Annotated in this window: 15 protein-coding genes; 5 read left to right on the top strand and 10 right to left on the bottom strand. The window is 64.8% G+C overall.

All coding sequences use genetic code 11. The features are described 5' to 3' along the window. Positions 1-219: 219 nt before the first annotated feature. Together FHX11_RS14955 and FHX11_RS14950 are read left to right on the top strand one after the other, a co-directional pair. Positions 220-474, top strand: coding sequence for a type II toxin-antitoxin system VapB family antitoxin (locus FHX11_RS14955; protein WP_184358431.1), 255 nt, complete (start codon positions 220-222; stop codon positions 472-474). Beyond that, complete coding sequence (locus FHX11_RS14950; protein WP_184358430.1) at positions 474-860, top strand: type II toxin-antitoxin system VapC family toxin; 387 nt, start codon at positions 474-476, stop codon at positions 858-860. Before FHX11_RS14955 ends, FHX11_RS14950 begins: the two co-directional genes overlap by 1 nt. Positions 861-883: 23 nt before the next feature. Here the strand turns inward: FHX11_RS14950 and nikR are convergent, their stop codons facing one another. From nikR to cbiE, 3 genes are all read right to left on the bottom strand, one after another. After that, positions 884-1,318 (bottom strand): nickel-responsive transcriptional regulator NikR, encoded by a 435-nt coding sequence (gene nikR, locus FHX11_RS14945; RefSeq protein WP_184358429.1) that lies wholly within the window; start codon positions 1,316-1,318, stop codon positions 884-886. Between the two features lie 71 nt (positions 1,319-1,389). Beyond that, positions 1,390-2,148, bottom strand: coding sequence for a precorrin-4 C(11)-methyltransferase (cobM, locus tag FHX11_RS14940; protein WP_184358428.1), 759 nt, complete (start codon positions 2,146-2,148; stop codon positions 1,390-1,392). Between the two features lie 40 nt (positions 2,149-2,188). After that, a complete protein-coding gene (cbiE, locus tag FHX11_RS14935) occupies positions 2,189-3,430 on the bottom strand; it encodes a precorrin-6y C5,15-methyltransferase (decarboxylating) subunit CbiE (protein ID WP_184358427.1) in 1,242 nt (413 codons plus the stop codon). Here cbiE and FHX11_RS14930 point away from each other — a divergent pair. After that, positions 3,414-4,184 (top strand): cobalt-precorrin-6A reductase, encoded by a 771-nt coding sequence (locus FHX11_RS14930; RefSeq protein ID WP_184358426.1) that lies wholly within the window; start codon positions 3,414-3,416, stop codon positions 4,182-4,184. The two genes, cbiE and FHX11_RS14930, sit on opposite strands and share 17 nt — an antisense overlap. Here FHX11_RS14930 and FHX11_RS14925 read toward each other — a convergent pair. The 6 genes from FHX11_RS14925 to FHX11_RS14900 form a co-directional block, all read right to left on the bottom strand. Next, complete coding sequence (locus FHX11_RS14925; protein ID WP_184358425.1) at positions 4,148-4,912, bottom strand: precorrin-3B C(17)-methyltransferase; 765 nt, start codon at positions 4,910-4,912, stop codon at positions 4,148-4,150. The genes FHX11_RS14930 and FHX11_RS14925 overlap by 37 nt on opposite strands. Continuing rightward, the gene (locus FHX11_RS14920; RefSeq protein ID WP_184358424.1) at positions 4,909-5,646 is read right to left on the bottom strand and encodes a precorrin-2 C(20)-methyltransferase; all 738 of its coding nucleotides are present in this window, start codon (positions 5,644-5,646) and stop codon (positions 4,909-4,911) included. The genes FHX11_RS14925 and FHX11_RS14920 overlap by 4 nt, the downstream gene beginning before the upstream one ends. Then, positions 5,643-6,275, bottom strand: a complete 633-nt coding sequence (locus FHX11_RS14915) for a precorrin-8X methylmutase (protein ID WP_184358423.1) — start codon at positions 6,273-6,275, stop codon at positions 5,643-5,645. The genes FHX11_RS14920 and FHX11_RS14915 overlap by 4 nt, the downstream gene beginning before the upstream one ends. A 2-nt stretch (positions 6,276-6,277) precedes the next feature. Then, positions 6,278-7,690 carry a precorrin-3B synthase gene (gene cobG / locus FHX11_RS14910; RefSeq protein ID WP_184358422.1) on the bottom strand — a complete coding sequence of 471 codons (1,413 nt, stop codon included), beginning with the start codon at positions 7,688-7,690 and terminating at the stop codon, positions 6,278-6,280. A gap of 74 nt (positions 7,691-7,764) precedes the next feature. Then, a complete protein-coding gene (gene cobF, locus FHX11_RS14905) occupies positions 7,765-8,535 on the bottom strand; it encodes a precorrin-6A synthase (deacetylating) (RefSeq protein ID WP_184358421.1) in 771 nt (256 codons plus the stop codon). 107 nt (positions 8,536-8,642) lie between these two features. Continuing rightward, positions 8,643-9,473: a helix-turn-helix transcriptional regulator gene (locus tag FHX11_RS14900; protein ID WP_184358420.1), complete on the bottom strand. Its 831-nt coding sequence runs from the start codon at positions 9,471-9,473 to the stop codon at positions 8,643-8,645. Between the two features lie 119 nt (positions 9,474-9,592). Between FHX11_RS14900 and FHX11_RS14895 the strand changes: the two genes are divergently transcribed. Beyond that, entirely contained in the window at positions 9,593-10,789 is a 1,197-nt protein-coding gene (locus tag FHX11_RS14895) for an MFS transporter (protein WP_184358419.1), read from the top strand. Between the two features lie 384 nt (positions 10,790-11,173). After that, positions 11,174-14,200, top strand: coding sequence for a glycoside hydrolase family 38 C-terminal domain-containing protein (locus FHX11_RS14890; RefSeq protein ID WP_184358418.1), 3,027 nt, complete (start codon positions 11,174-11,176; stop codon positions 14,198-14,200). Between the two features lie 136 nt (positions 14,201-14,336). Here the strand turns inward: FHX11_RS14890 and katG are convergent, their stop codons facing one another. Beyond that, on the bottom strand, positions 14,337-16,535 hold the full coding sequence (katG, locus tag FHX11_RS14885; RefSeq protein WP_184358417.1) for a catalase/peroxidase HPI: 2,199 nt from the start codon (positions 16,533-16,535) through the stop codon (positions 14,337-14,339). Positions 16,536-16,646 lie beyond the last annotated feature (111 nt).

The raw sequence follows: 16,646 nt of genomic DNA, 5'->3' as shown, positions 1-16,646 counted from the left end.
TGTTTATCCGAACGGAGTTGAGACGGAGAGATTTACCGTTCGATGCCGCTCGTCAAGGGCCGCGCGGGCAGATTGCGCGGCGGTAGCCAATCGCTGACAAAACGCCGATGGAACACTAAAGTTCTGGACAGGCGTTCGGTTCTGCGAAGGCACGTTTGCGAATTGAAAGAAAGTGTCAATTTCGCTAGAAGTTGATGATCGGATGCGTAGGAATATGCAATGGCTCTCAGCATCAAAGACCCCATCACCGAAAAACTCGCCCATGAACTCGCCGAGAAAACCGGCGAGAATGTTACGACGGCGATGCGGCATGCGCTGGAGGAGCGGCTGTTGCGCATCGCCAACCGCAAACGGAAAGAGGATCTGTTGCGGAATATCCAGGATATCCAGGCCCGCGTTCAGGCGCTTCCGGTGCTGGATGGTCGCAGCGCCGATGAAATCATCGGTTATGACGACAGCGGACTGCCGCATTGATGGTGATCGATACCTCTGCGATTCTCGCTATTTTGTTGGGGGAAGTAGAGGCCGATCAATTTATCGATCGGATTGCTGACGATCCCGTAAGACTGGTTTCTGCAGCCAATGTATTCGAGGCTTCCATGGTTATCGAAGCTCGTCACGGTGCTGAAGCCGGCAAAGAACTGGATGTGTTTCTCTCACAGATTGATGCGGATATCGTGCCGGTTGATGCGGAGCTTGCCGATGTCGCGAGAAGCGCATGGCGTCGTTATGGCAAAGGTCGCCATCCGGCGGCATTGAATTTCGGTGACTGCTTTTCCTATGCACTCGCCATCACGCGTCGTGAACCCCTGCTATTCAAGGGCAATGATTTCTCTCAGACAGGCGTTCCGACGGTATAGACAGTACCGCAGGTCGAGTGGCGTCAGGAATGCTTATGCACGCTCTCATCGCCGCCATGTTCCGACGGGATGATATGCAGATTGCCGAAGCGGACGCCGCGTTGGGTTGTGACGCTGTCGGCGAAGGATTTGACTTCCTCGACCGTGCCTTTCAGCACGGCCACCTCCAGGCAATCGTGCCCGTCGACATGGACATGCAGCGTCGAGATTGAGAGATCGTGGTGATGATGCTGTGTCGTCGTCAGGCGGCGGGAAAGGTCGCGGGTTTCGTGCTCGTAGACATAAGTAAGTGCTGCGTAACATTGCGTATCGCCGCCAACTGCGGCCTGTTCGCGGGTAACGGCGTCGCGCACCAGATCGCGCAGCGTCTCGGAGCGGCTGGCATAGCCGCGCTGCTCGCTGATCTTGTCGATCGTCTCCAGTAGATCGTCATCGATCGTAATCGTGATGCGCTGCATGTCTCTCCCCTCACGCGAAGGCACTGATTAGAGGAAATTTCCACGGGAATGACAATCCCGTGCGCGACCGATCATTCCCGGCCGCGAAAACGGCGCTGGTAGGCGGGATCGTAGAGCGAGCTTTCGCGGAAGTCGCTCGCGGCAAGCGATGGGCCGACGAAGATCAGCGCGGTGCGCTCGATCGGCTCTGCGGCGACCTTGGCCTCGATCGTGCCGAGCGTGCCGCGTAGGATACGCTCATCCGGCCAGGAGGCCTTGACGACGATGGCGACCGGGCAGTCCGCGCCATAAAGTGGCGTCAGTTCCTCCACCACCTGTTCGAGCGCGTGGATCGCCAGATGAATGGCAAGCGTCGCGCCGGTGGCGCCGAATTTCTCCAGCGTTTCATTGTTGGGCATCGGCGACGCGCGGCCGGAAACGCGCGTGAGGACGAGGCTCTGCGCGACGGCCGGTATGGTCAGTTCGCGTCCGAGGGCCGAAGCGGCGGCCGCGAAGGCGGGGACACCCGGGGTCAGCGTGTAGGCGATGCCATGTCTGTCCAGGCGGCGGATCTGTTCGGCAACCGCGCTCCAGACGGAGAGATCGCCGGAATGCAGGCGCGCGACATCCTCGCCGGCGGCAGCGGCCTTGACATATTCGGCCTCGATCTCATCCAGCGACATCGGCGCGGTATCGACGATGCGGGCGCCGGGCGGGCAATATTGCAGCAGGTCCGGAGAAACGATCGACCCGGCATAGAGGCAGACGGAGCATTTGCCGATCAGGTCCCTGCCGCGCACGGTGATCAGGTCAGCCGCTCCCGGCCCCGCTCCGATGAAATGCACCGTCATTCCGTTTCCTCGTTTCTCATTCTTTTGGTCCGGTTCAGGCTCACGGTTTGACCCACGACCATTGCGTCACCGGCATGGCCGGCCGCCAGCCGGTCATGCCGCCGATGGGCGCGGCGCGGGCGATGTCGATGCGAATCAGCGATCCGCCGCGGCGGGCATGTTCGGCGAGCAGCAGCGCCTCCATCTCCGTCGTCACCGCATTGGCGACGAGCCGGCCTCCCTGCTTTAAGCGGTCGATCGCAGCCTCCAGCACGCCCGCATCGCTGCCGCCGCCGCCGATGAAGATGGCGTCGGGGGTCGGCAGGCCGTCCAGCGCCTGCGGAGCGGTTCCCTCGATGATCGTAAGTCCGGGCACGCCGAAGCTTGCGGCATTGCGGCGGATGCGAGCGGCGCGCTCCCCCGAGGCTTCGATGGCAATGGCGCGCATCGAGGGATCGGCGAGCATCCATTCAATGCCGATCGAGCCGGAGCCGGCGCCGATATCCCAGAGCAGTTCGCCCCGGCGCAGTGCCAGTGCCGAGAGGGTCAGCGCCCGGATCTCCCGCTTGGTGATCTGGCCGTCATGCTCGAACAGGCTGTCGTCCAGGCCGGCGCTCAGCGGCAGGATGCGGGCATCCTGCGCGGCCACGACCTCGATGCCGCAGAGATTGAGGTCGTTGATGCCGGTCGGCGCGAGGTCGACGGCCTGCTGGGTGGAGACGCGCTCTTTCGCTCCGCCGAGAGCCTCCAGTATGGTAAGTGTTGACTGACCAAATCCGGCGTCCCGCAGCAGCTGGGCAAGCTCGGTCGGTCCCTGGCCGTCCGATGTCAGGGCGAGGATTTTGCGGCCGGGATGCAGATGCGGACGGATCAGGTCGAGCGGTCGTCCATGCAGGGAGAGCACTGTGACCTCCTGCAGCGGCCAGCCGAGCCGTGAAGCGGCAAGGCTGAAAGAGGAGGGGGCGGGAATGACGGCCATTTCCGATATGGGCACATGCCGCGACAGCGTCGCGCCGACACCGTAGAAAAACGGATCGCCTGAGGCGAGGACAACGGTCGGCATGCCGCGCCGCGCCAGCACCGCCGCGATGGATTTTTCAAACGGGCTCGACCAGAGTTGCTGCTGCCCCTCGATCAATGGCTGCATGAGTTCGATATGGCGTGCGCCGCCGAAGACGACGGGGGCGGAGGCGATAAGCCGCTTGGCCTCGTCGCCGAGCCCGGCTGGACCGTCCTCGCCAATGCCGATAAGAGTGAGCCAGCGTTGCATGAAAGGTGTGTCAGACATGGGCAAGGCCCGCATTCTGATTCTGGGGGGAACGACGGAGGCCCGCCGTCTGGCGGAGGCGCTGGCCGGCCGCGCCGATCTCGATATCGTCCTGTCGCTGGCGGGCCGGACCAGTGATCCGGCTCCGCAGGCGGTTCCGGTTCGCAGCGGCGGTTTCGGCGGCGGCGAGGGTCTGGCGCGATATCTGACCGACGAGGCCTTCGATCTGCTTGTCGACGCGACCCATCCCTTCGCGGCGCGCATCTCCGCCAATGCCGCGGATGCCGTCAGCCGCTGCGGTGTTGCCGCCTTCGCGTTGCGCCGTCCCGCCTGGCAGCCCGTGCCGGGAGATCGATGGCATGCCGTGCGCAATGTGCCGGAGGCGATCGCAGCGCTCGGCCCGTCCCCGCGCCGGGTCTTCCTGGCCATCGGACGGCAGGAGGCGCATTATGCCAATGCGGCGCCGTTCCACCATTATTGGGTGCGCAGCGTCGACCCGGTCGAGCCGGCGCTGACGGTGCCCGATGTCGCCTATATCCACGCCAAAGGCCCGTTCCGCGTGGAGGACGAACTGGAGATGCTGCGGCAATCTGCGATCGAGGTCATCGTCGCCAAGAACAGCGGCGGCAGCGCCACCTATGCCAAGATCGAGGCGGCGCGGCAGCTCGGCATAGAGGTGATCATGATCGAGCGCGCCCAAGCCGCCGGGCTGGCGGTCGTCGAAACGGTCGAGGCTGCGCTGCATCGTATCGATCATCTTGCCTCGTCTCTGATGAAGCGTGGCGTGTAGACGAGATCGGTCTTGCCGTCGCGCGCGATGACGCGCGTCTCGGCCGAGCCGATGATGACGCAGGTCGCCATGTCGGCTTGCGATGCCTCGGCCTGGCTGAGCCGCGCGATCGCGATGCGCTCGTCGGGCCGGCCGGCGGCGCGGCCGAAAACGACCGGCGTCTGGTCGGGCAATTCCTCGCGCAATATCTCGAAGGCCTTGCCGAGCTGCCAGGGACGCGCCTTGCTGATCGGATTGTAAAGGGCAATCACCAGCCCGGCGCGCGCGACCGCGCGAAGCCGGTTTTCGATGATCGGCCAGGGCTTCAGATTGTCGGACAGCGAGATGGCGCAGAAATCGTGCCCGAGCGGCGCGCCGATACGCGCGGCAACCGCGAGCATGGCGGTAATCCCCGGCACGACGACGAGATCGACATCGCGCCAGGCCTGCGGGCCGTTGTCGATCGCCTCGCAGACGGCCGCCGCCATGGCGAAGACGCCGGGATCGCCGCCGGAGACGACACAGACATGGGCGCCGGCAACAGCCCGCTCCAGCGCGGCCTTGGCCCGGTCCAGCTCCTCGCGATTGTCGGAGGCATGGCGGATCTGATCGGGGCGTAGCGACAAGCGGTCGAGATAGGGACCATAGCCGAAGAATTCGCCGGCTTCGGCCACGGCGGCGAGCGCCTCCGGCGTCATCTGCGCGGGATTTCCGGGGCCAGTGCCGATGATGGAAAGACGTCCGCTCATGGCTTGCCTTCCCAACCGGGGACGAGGATCAGCGAGAAATAGGGCGCCTCGATATTCTCCCGGCTCGCGAGCGGCGTCATTGCGCCATTGGTCATGGTGCCGCGCTCGACATAAATCGCCTCGCCGAGGCGCCCCGCCGTCTCGAGGGCGCGGCGGATCTTCGGTAAGTTTCGGCCGACCTTCATGATCACGGCGGCCTGCGTGTCGCCGAGGCGGCGCGCGAGTTCGCCTTCCGCCATGGTTCCCGGCAGGACGGAGAGAACGTCGTCGCCCTGCACCATCGGCAGGCCGGCGAGCGACCAGCAGCCGGACATGGCCGTCACACCCGGGATGACTTCCGTCGGGAAACGGTCGGCAAGGCGTACATGCAGATGCATGTAGGAGCCATAAAACAGCGGATCGCCTTCGCTGAGCACGGCGACGGTCTTGCCTTCCTTCAGATGCGCGGCGACCATTTCCGCCGAGGCATCGTAGAAGGCGGTGATCCGGCGGGCGTATTCCGGTGCATCCTTGTCGATTTCCGTCGTCACCGGATAGTAGAGCGGCAGGAGGATCGTGTCGCCTCTGAGCAGTTCCTCGACAATGGCGCGGCCATTGCCGCCTTTGCCCTGCTTGGCGAAATAGGCGACGACCTCAGCCTTCTCCAGCGCCTTGACGGCCTTGACCGTCAGGAGTTCGGGATCGCCGGGGCCGGTCCCGACGCCGATCAGCCGGCCGTTGGATTGCGTGCTCATAGTCCCGGCCTCGCCAATGCGTTGATCGCCGCCGCGGTGATGGCGCTGCCGCCGAGCCGCCCGCGCACGATGGCATAGGGCACGCCGTAGGAATTTTCCGCCAGCGCATCCTTGGATTCGGCCGCCCCCACGAAGCCGACCGGCATGCCGATGATGGCGGCCGGCTTGGGCGCGCCGTCGCGCAGCATTTCCAGGAGATGGAACAGAGCCGTCGGCGCGTTGCCGATGGCGACGACGGCGCCGGCAAGGCGCTCTTGCCAGAGATGCATCGCCGCCGCCGAGCGGGTATTGCCGCTTGCCTTGGCGAGCTCCGGCGTGCGCGGATCATGCAGCGTGCAGATGACCTCGTTGGCGGCCGGCAGGCGCGCGCGGGTGACGCCGTGGGCGACCATCTCGGCGTCGCAGAAGATCGGCGCGCCGTTTACGAGCGCCTTGCGCGCTTCGGCGACGAAATCGGCGGAGAAGACGAAATGCCCGGATGCTTCGACCAGGCCGCAGGCATGGATCATGCGGACGGCGACGTCGGCCTCCGCTTCCGAAAAACGCGACAGGTCTGCCTCGCCGCGGATGATCGCGAAGGAACGCTCATAGATCGCATTCCCGTCGCGGATATAGTCATAGTCAGGCATTCCTACCCCTGTCGTAGCGCTGTCACGATCGCGTCTGTGCCGAGCCGTGTAAGACACTCTTCAGCCGATTCGCCAGCGGCTTTGTTGTTGCGCACCAGCCCGCCCATGCGCGCCAATGCCGATTTCAGTTCGTCTTTTCCGATGTAGGCCAGCGGTTCGTCGGATGCGGACCCATTTACGACAATCCCATAGCCCATAGGCGCACCGACAAGAACCAGCCCGGCCTTGCCCGGATGGGCGCAGCCCTTGCGGCAGCCGGACAGATGCATGGCAAGCGAGCCGTCGAGCAGCTCCGGTGCGAGATCGATTGCCTGTGACGCCACGGCCCTCGTCGCATAAAAGGCGGAAGCACAGGCTCCCGCGCCGGAGCAGAGCTGCAGATGGTTCGCCGGATCGTCGGCACGCGTCTGGAAGCCAAGATCGGCTGCGGTCGACTGAAGCATCCCGACGGATACCTCGTCGAGGCCGAGCAGCAACAGCGCATGATCCGGCGCAGTGCGGATCTCATTTGCGCCGCGATGCTCCGCGATATCCAGGAAGCGCAGCATATCGTTTGCATGGATCTGCCCGAAGCGCGGGCGCAGGCCAAGGATCAGGCCTGTGTCTGGCAGGCGGTGAATGCCGACCGGCGACAGGGCCTGTTCATCGGTATCGCCGCCGTCGCTGCGGCTAATGTGAAATCGCTGACGCAGCTCCGCCGCATCGAGATCGCGGCCGCGGGCGCGCGGGCCGCGTTGCGCGAGCATCCCGAGGAGGTCGATGATGGCCGATACGGCGCGCTCGGCCGGCAGGGATGCGACACGTTTGGCGGTCCTCGCCGTACCGCCGGTCGCGAGGGTCCAGAGGATGGAGCCGTCGCCGGCTCTTGCGGCCCTCAGCCGGATATCGGCGCTGAGCGCATCCAGCGTCAGCCGTCCGCCGCCATCGATGATGATCGTCATCTTGGGCGCCAGGATCGGCTGCGGGTCGAGTTCGGCGATCTGCCGGCGCAGCCGCGCGGCTACGTCGCGCGCATTGGCAAGTTCAAGCAGGTCCAACCCGCTTAGCGGCGGAACCTCGATGGTGACGCCGGTTTCCGGGACGATGCCGGCGCAGTCGATATCGGCGGCGAGGCCGGGCACGCTGTCTGCCGTGAGGCCGCGCAGTTGCAGGTTGCCGCGCGCGGTGATCTCGATCAGGCCGTTGCCGTGTCGGCCGGCGGCGTCGGCAAGCGCCCGGAACTGGGGAATGGTCAGGCCCGGCGTCGTCGGCCGTAGGCGCACCAGCAGGCCGTCGCCGGTCGCCATGGGGGCGCTGAGCGACGGGCAGGCGCCGCGCGCCATTGCTGACGTTTGCGCGGCGCAGCCGACGGCGCTGATCGCCGCTTGCGCGGGGACATTGCGCTCTTCCGTCATCTGCCTGTCGGCTGCCGCCATGAGACCTTCCTTCCGAAGGACTTGTCCTGACATAATCCTATTCGCCGGGCAAATAATTTGGCGCCGCACCCTGTTCAGTCGTCGAAATCCCGGCCCTTGCGCAGCAGGTAGATATCCATGATCCACCCATGCCGCGCCCGCGCTTCGGCCCGCGTCGCCAGGATGCGGTCCGATACGTCGGCTAGCCGGCCGGCGATGGTGATCTCGTCGTCGGTGCCGAGATAGGCGCCCCAATAGATATAGGCATCGGGATCGTCGATCTTGCTGAAGGCCTGTTCGCCGTCGAGCATGACGACGGCGGTCTCGACGAGGCCCGGAAAGCTCTCCATCAGCCGCCGGCCGGTGGTGACCTGCACCGGCTTGCCGACGAGATTGAGAGGGATGCGATGGCTCGCGGTCAGCGCCTGGATGCTGGTGATGCCGGGAATGACGCTATAATCGAGGACGACACGTCGCCGCGCCACGACACGCTCGATGATGCGGATCGTGCTGTCATAGAGGCTGGGATCGCCCCAGACGAGGAAGGCGGCGCTGCCGCCTTCGGCGATATGATCCTCGAACAGCTGCTCATAGGTCGCCGAGAGCTCCGCATGCCAGTCGTCGACGCTCTGCACATAGCTGCGATCCGCCGTCTGGCGCACCGGCACGGCGTAATCGATGAAGCGGACGCCTTCGGTCGTGACATAGCGCTGGCAGATATCCCTGCGCACCTCGGCAAGCTCGGCCTTGGCCGTGCCTTTGCTCGGAATGAAGATGACATCGACCTTGTTCAGCCGGTTGATCGCCTGCACGGTCAAATGCTCGGGATTTCCCGTGCCGATGCCGACAATATAGATGTTCCTCATGCGCATGCCCTCGTTGCACAGGCTGTTTGCCGGAAGCGGGAGGCTAATTCAAGTGCAGGGCGGAGGCCGTGCCTTCCGCGACATGGATGTGGGCGAATTGACGATCCTCAAGGCCGGTCGAAGGACCAGCGGCTCACCATATAGCTGCGCGGCGAGGTTCCGAGCATGCGGCGGAACATGGTGGTGAAGGCGGCGACGCTCTCGTATCCGGCTTCCAGCGCGACATTGGTCACCGGCTGTCCCTCGGCGAGCTGCGGCAGGCATGCGAAGACGCTGGCCTGCTGCCGCCATGTGGTGAAGCTGATGCCCGTCTCCTTGCGGAACTGCCGGGTGAAGGTGCGCCGGCTCATCGCCAGTCTCTCGGCCCAGTCGTCCAGCCGCGCGTTCGGCGTCGGATTGGCCAGATAGTCGCGGCAGAGCGCCGCCAGCCGCCGGTCGGCGGGGAAGGGCAGGCCGAGCGGGCGCTCCTCAAGCGTGGCAATCTCCTCGATCAGAAGGGACAGCACGAGTTCGGCCTTGCGGTTGCCGATCGGCGCCTCCCGCAGCCGGATGGCCTCCAGCAGCAGGCTGCGGGCAAGATCTGTCACCTCGACGACACGCGGCGCTTCGTCCGGCGGGGACGGTTCACGGGGCGCGACATAGACCGATTTCATGCTGACGTCGCTCAGCATCTCCACCGAATGTTCCAGGCCCACGGGAATGAAGAGCGCATGGCCGGGCGGTACCATCCACCGGCCGCGGGTCGTCAGGATCAGGACGACGCCGGCGAAGACGCAGAGCAGCTGCGCGCGGCGGTGATGATGCCACGGCACGGTATAGCCTTGCGGCGGCTCGGAGCTGTTAACGAGCACGTCGGCATTCGATCCCTCCATCCAGCGCATATTCTGCACATGGTCCTTATCGAGGGTTGCCAGCAACTGTCGGGAGAATTTTTCCATTTTGGCCCGATCGCGAAAGAATAGGACCAAAACACGAAAGAAGGTCACCCGCAAGCCGTGTAAAAGGCTAGTCAAACGGCACGGCTGAAAAAATCGGCCGGCTCAGGAAGGAATCCCCAATGGTTGCGGCATTTTCGGGCACGCAGGCCCGATTTGAGAAGACGACAATATCGATCGTGGTGGCGGTCAGCGGCTGTCATCTGTTGAACGACATCATGCAGTCGCTGCTGACCTCGCTCTATCCGATGTTCCGGGAAAATTATGCGCTCGATTTCGTCCAGATCGGGCTCTTGACGATGATGTTCCAGATCACGGCGTCGCTGCTGCAGCCGGTGGTCGGCATCGTCACCGACAAATGGCCGATGCCCTATTCGTTGCCCGTGGGCATGATCAGCACCTTCCTGGGGCTGATCATGCTCGGTCACGCCGGCAGTTTCGGCATGCTGCTGGTTGCCGCGAGCCTCATCGGCTTCGGCTCGGCGGTGTTCCATCCGGAGGCGTCACGCGTGGCGCGGCTCGCCTCCGGCGGACGCCATGGCCTGGCGCAGTCGCTCTTCCAGCTCGGCGGCAATGCCGGCTCCGCCATCGGGCCGCTGATCGCCGCCTTCTTCGTGCTCCAGCATGGGCAGTCGAGCGTCGCCTGGCTCTCCGTCCTGGCGGTTATCGGTTTCATCGTCCTGAGCTGGGTCGGCACCTGGTACGTCAACCATCGCCGCCAGCAGGCGGCGCGTCCGGCCCCCAGCCGCGCCCTGCCGATCGCGCGCAACAAGGCCATCTGGGCATTGGCGATCCTGATCCTGCTGACGGCGACGAAGAACGTCTACATGGCCAGCATATCCAGCTATTTCACCTTCTACGTCATCGACAAGTTCCATCTCGGCGTGCGCGACGCGCAGCTGATGCTGTTCCTGTTCCTCGGCTCGGTTGCGGCGGGCACGATCCTCGGCGGCCCGGTCGGAGACCGGCTGGGCGCGCGCTTCGTCATCTGGTTCTCGATCCTCGGCGTCATCCCCTTCGCGCTGATGATGCCCTATGCGGATCTCTTCTGGACCTGCGTCCTGACCGTCGTCATCGGGCTGGTTTTTGCCTCCGCCTTCCCGGCGATCGTGGTCTTCGCGCAGGAACTGATCCCTGGCCGCGTCGGCCTGATCGGCGGCATCTTCTTCGGCTTCGCCTTCGGAGCCGGTGGCCTCGGCGCCGCGGCCCTCGGCGATTTCGCCGACACGCACGGCATTGCCTTCGTCTATACGGTCTGCTCCTACCTGCCGCTGCTCGGCCTGTTCACGATCTTCCTGCCGCGCATACCGCGGCATTGAGTAACCAAGGCGGGGCATCTTGCCTGCCCCGCCCCGCATTCCCGCGCGTAACGAAGGTCATGCGTCGCTTCGACGCAGCCCGCCGCCGGGCGGGGGGTGCGGCGCCAAGCCTGAAATTTTGTTTCCATTTTGACTGGTCATCCGGCCGCTCTTCACCATACTCTCTATCTGCGTCACGCAGAGGAGGAGACTGTCGAATGAGCGCCACCATCGAGATTCCGGCCATGGGACGCAGTTGCGATAGCCTGTTCCTGCCAGCTGCGCCGGCCGTAATCGCCTGAGCCCTTCTCGAGGCCAGCGTCCCAACTCCTTGTCTTGTCTGTCTCATTCTCGATGCCATGGCGGCCGATCGCCTGGCTCGACATCAACCCTGTAGGACATGTCATGCAGCTTACCATTGCCCAGCGACTGGACCGTCTCAAGGTACGTACCGCAGAACTCAGCCATTGGCGCGAGCGTGCCGTCACACCGGTCGACGGCTGGACATTCGACGGAGAGGCCATCGGCATCGGCCAGGCCTGGCCGTATCGCAAGGGCGTGGTGCATTTTGCCGCGAAGGCGGCGGTGCCGGCCGATTGGCCGCTGGAGGAGACGCGGCTGCAGCTCGATCTCGGTGGTGAGAGCCTGATCACGCTGACTTTCGCCGAAGGGGAAAGCGAGAGCTTCGGCCTTGATCCCTATCACCAGGAATTCCCGCTCAAGAGCCGCAGCTTCTCGGTCGCGACCGACAGCGTCGCCCGCTTCCCCTTCGGCGAACCGAACCGGCAGCCGAAGCTCAACCGGGCGCGGCTTGCCTGGCTGGATCTTCCCGTGCATCGGCTGCACCTGCTGCTGCGCCAGATCGTGGAAGCCATCGAGGCGCTCGGCGATCATGAGGCCGTGCCGCATATGATGGATGCCGCCGAGGCGGCGCTGCTCGGCCTCGACTGGCCGTCCGCGACGCTCCCTTACGTCGCCCGCACGGCCAATGCCGAACTGCAGCAGAAGATCTGGCAATTGCCGGAGCTGATCGAAAACCCCGCGCCCCTGTCCGAGGGCGACCGGGCGACGGTGGTCGGCGCCCATGACGAACTTCTTGCCCGTCTGAGAACGCTGCAACAGCGCTATCCTCAGAATGGCGAGCTGCTGCTCACCGGCCATGCCCATATCGATCTCGCCTGGCTGTGGCCCTATGACGAAACGCGCCGCAAGATGCGCCGTACCTTCCATACGGCACTGTCGCTGATGGAGCGCTCGCCCGATTTCCGCTTCAACCAGTCGACGGCGCATTATTACGCGCAGATGGAGGCGGATGATCCGGCGCTGCTTGCCCGCATCAAGCAGAAGGTCGTCGACGGCAGCTGGGAGGTGATCGGCGGCATGTGGGTGGAGCCGGATACGAACATGCCGACCGGCGAAAGCCTGGTGCGGCAGATCCTCTATGGCCAGCGCTATTTCGAGAAGACTTTCGGCGCGCGGCACAAGGTCTGCTGGCTGCCGGATTGCTTCGGTTTTTCCGGCGCGCTGCCGCAATTGCTGCGCCAGGGCGGGATCGAGAGCTTCTTTACGATCAAGGTCAATTGGAGCGAGACCAACCGCTTCCCCTACGATCTCTTCTGGTGGGAAGGGCTCGACGGCAGCCGCGTGCTGGCGCATGTCTTCAACAATCCGATGGAGGGCTATAACGGCTTCGTCCGCCCGGACTGCTTCCTGCCGACCTGGAAGAATTTCCGCGCAAAGACGCTGCACGACACATCGCTTCTGGCCGTCGGTTATGGCGACGGCGGCGGCGGCGTGACGCCGGAAATGGTGGAGCGCGAGGCGCAGCTGCGCGACTTCCCGGCCATTCCGAAGACGCGCTGGGGCAAGGTCGCCGATTTCTTCGAGGGCGCCCATCGGACGGCCGGGGAAAAACACCTGCCGATCTGGTCGGGCGAGATCTATCTCGAACTGCACCGGGCGACGCTCACCAGCCAGAGCGGCGTCAAGCGGCTGCATCGCCGGGCCGAGCGGGCTCTGATAACAGCGGAAACCCTGGCCTCCATCGCCCATGTCGCGGGTGCCGCCGCGCCGCAAAGCCTGGAAGCGGACTGGCGCGTGACGCTGAAGAACGAATTCCACGACATCCTGCCGGGATCGAGCATCCGCGAGGTCTATCAGGATGCCGAGCGCGAGCTTTCCGAGGTGATCGCGCATGCCGGCGCCGCGCAGAAAAGCGCGATGAGCATGATCGTGGCGACGCTTGCCAAGGGCGATATCGCCGATGCGCTGGTCGTTGCCAATCCGTCGCTGGATGCCCGGCCGCTTCGCGCCACCCTGGCCGACGGCACGGTTCTTTCGACCGGCGACATCATCGCGCCGTTGTCCGTTCAGGTGCTGGACCGCACTGCATTGAAACCATCCGAAGGATTGCGGGCGGGGGCCGACAGGCTGGAAAATGAGCATCTGCTGGCGATCATCGGCGCCGATGGCGCGGTCCGGAGCCTCGTGCACAAGGCCACCGGCCGCGAGGCGCTCGCTGGACCCGCCAACCAGCTCTGGGTCTATCCCGTCGACAAGCCGCGCAACTGGGATGCATGGGATATCGATGCCGACTATGCGGAGAAAGGCGTCCGGCTCGACCGGCCCGAGAGCATCGCGTTGGTCGAGAACGGACCGCACCGCGCCGCGATCAAGGTGGTCCATCGCTATCGCGATTCCACTGTCACGCAGCTTTATGTGCTGACCGCCAATGCCCGGCGTCTCGATATCGAGACCCATATCGACTGGCACGACCGCCGTACCCTATTGCGGTCGCTGAGCCCGGTCGCGGTGCGCTCGCGCACGGCGACATTCGAATGCGCCTATGGCATCGTCAGCCGCCCCACCCACACCAATACGAGCTGGGACGCGGCGATGTTCGAGGCCGCCGCCCATCGCTTCATCGATCTGAGCGAACCGGATTTCGGCGTCGCCCTGCTGAATGATGCCAAATATGGCCACAGCGTCCGTGAGAACGTGCTCGGCATCAGCCTGGTGCGCGGGCCTGTTTATCCCGATCCTCTGGCCGATGAGGGCGAACAGCGTTTCACTTATGCGCTGTTGCCGCATGCCGGCGAATGGCATTCCGGCGGCGTGCGCGAGGAGGCGGACGACCTGAACCAGCCGCTCGCCGTCGCAACCGCTGCTGGTCTCGCGTCCGCCAGCTTTGCGCCGCTCGCCGTGACCGGCACGCCGGTCGCGCTGTCGGCCATCAAGCCGGCGGAGGATGGCGATGGGCTGGTCCTGCGCGTCTACGAACCGGCCGGCCGGCGCGGCGGGCTGGAGATCGCACCCGCAAGCGGCTGGCGGATTGCCGAAACCGTCAACCTGATGGAAGAGACGGCCGAGCGCGCGGCCGGGCCGGATATCCTGCCCTTCGAGGTCAGAAGCTGGAGGCTGAAGCGGGCCTGACGGATGAGAGGCTTTCGGTCCGGAGCTGCTCGGACATGACGGGTTCAAGCGTTCCGTGAAATGCTGAACTGTTCCCGTGGAATCATTTGGGGGCGCGGCTGATTTCCAGCCGCGCCCCCAACGGTCTTGATCGGGATCAGACGAGATCGAAACGATCGGCGTTCGTCACCTTGGTCCAGGCCGCCACGAAGTCGCGCACGAACTTTTCCTGGGTGTCGCTCTGGCCATAGACTTCGGCAAGAGCGCGCAGTTGCGAGTTCGAGCCAAAGACGAGGTCGGCGCGGGTGCCGGTCCACTTGATGTCGCCCGTATTGCGGTCGCGTCCCTCGAAGACGTACTTCGAGTCCGCCGACGCCTTCCACGCCGTGCCCATGTCGAGCAGGTTGACGAAGAAGTCGTTGGTCAGCGTTTCCGGGCGCGTCGTGAAGACGCCGTGCTGGGACTGGCCGGCATTGGCGTTCAGCACGCGCAGGCCGCCGACCAGCACGGTCAATTCCGGCGCGGTCAGCGTCAGCAGCTGCGCCTTGTCGATCAGCAGTTCCTCGGGCGAGATCGCATATTCACCCTTCTGGTAGTTGCGGAAGCCGTCGGCGATCGGCTCGAGAACGGCGAAGGAGTCCACATCCGTCTGTTCCTGCGTCGCGTCGGTGCGGCCCGGCGTGAAGGGAACCTCGATCTCGTGACCGGCATTCTTGGCGGCCTTTTCGATCGCGGCAGCGCCGCCCAGCACGATCAGGTCGGCGAGCGACACTTTCTTGCCGCCGGACTGCGCATCGTTGAAGGCCTTCTGGATGCCTTCCAGCGTCTCCAGTACGGTGGCGAGCTGGGCCGGCTGGTTGACCTCCCAGTCCTTCTGCGGCGCGAGGCGAATGCGTGCGCCATTGGCGCCGCCGCGCTTGTCGGAGCCGCGGAAGGTCGAGGCCGAGGCCCAGGCGGTCGAGACCAGCTGCGGGATGCTGAGGCCCGATGCGAGGATCTTGCCCTTGAGTTCGGCGATGTCCTTCGCGTCGATCAGCGGATGGTCGACCGCCGGGATCGGATCCTGCCAGATCAGCTCTTCCGCCGGCACTTCCGGGCCAAGGTAGCGAACGCGCGGCCCCATGTCGCGGTGGGTGAGCTTGAACCAGGCGCGTGCGAAGGCGTCGGCGAACTGATCCGGATTTTCGAAGAAGCGGCGGGCGATCTTCTCATAGGCCGGATCGAAGCGCAGCGCGAGGTCGGTGGTCAGCATGGCGGGCGCATGACGCTTGGAGGTGTCGTGCGCGTCCGGCACCGTGCCGGCGCCGGCGCCATGCTTCGGGGTCCACTGATGCGCGCCGGCCGGGCTCTTCGTCAGTTCCCATTCGTAGCCGAACAGGTTCCAGAAGAAGTTGTTGCTCCATTTGGTCGGCGTCGTCGTCCAGATGACTTCCAGGCCGCTGCCGATGGCGTCGCCGCCCTTGCCGGTTTTGAAGGTACTGGTCCAGCCGAGACCCTGTTCCTCGATGCCGGCGCCTTCCGGCTCGACGCCGACATGGGCGGCGTCGCCGGCGCCATGCGTCTTGCCGAAGGTGTGGCCGCCGGCGATCAGAGCGACGGTCTCCTCGTCGTTCATGGCCATGCGCGCGAAGGTCTCGCGGATGTCGCGAGCGGCGGCGAGCGGATCGGGATTACCGTTCGGGCCTTCCGGATTGACGTAGATCAGGCCCATCTGCACGGCAGCCAGCGGCTTTTCGAGGTCGCGTTCGCCCGAATAGCGCTTGTCGGCGAGCCAGGTGTCTTCCGCACCCCAGTAGACGTCCTCTTCCGGCTCCCAGACGTCGGGACGGCCGCCGGCGAAGCCGAAGGTCTTGAAGCCCATCGATTCGAGGGCGACGTTGCCGGTGAGGATCATCAGATCGGCCCAGGAGATGCGGTTGCCGTATTTCTGCTTGATCGGCCAGAGCAGGCGGCGGGCCTTGTCGAGGTTGACGTTATCCGGCCAGCTGTTCAGCGGCGCGAAACGCTGCTGTCCGGCACCGGCGCCGCCACGGCCGTCGCCGGTGCGGTAGGTGCCGGCGCTGTGCCAGGCCATGCGGATGAAGAGCGGACCGTAATGGCCGAAATCGGCCGGCCACCAGTCCTGCGAATCCGTCATCAGGGCATGCAGGTCCTGCTTCAGTGCCTGCAGGTCGAGCTTCTTGAATTCTTCGGCATAATTGAAGGCCGCACCCAGCGGCGTCGACAGCGAGGAATGCTGGTGGAGAATCTTCAGGTTGAGCTGGTTCGGCCACCAGTCCCGGTTCGACCGGCCGCCATGGGCCGTGTGCGTATGTGCCACTGGACACTTGCCCGTTGTCTCGACTTTCGAATTCATAGTTCTCTCCCTTGGGATTCTTTGATTGAACTGGCCTGGAGTGACCGTCCCGAAACGAACGAACTTGGGCTTCGGCGTTCGGGATGGTCTGGACATAGATAGTTCGCGCAC

Source organism: Rhizobium sp. BK602 (assembly GCF_014195095.1).
GTDB lineage: Bacteria > Pseudomonadota > Alphaproteobacteria > Rhizobiales > Rhizobiaceae > Rhizobium.
Note: the sequence above shows the minus strand (reverse complement) of the source record. Positions and strands in the feature narration are given on the sequence as shown.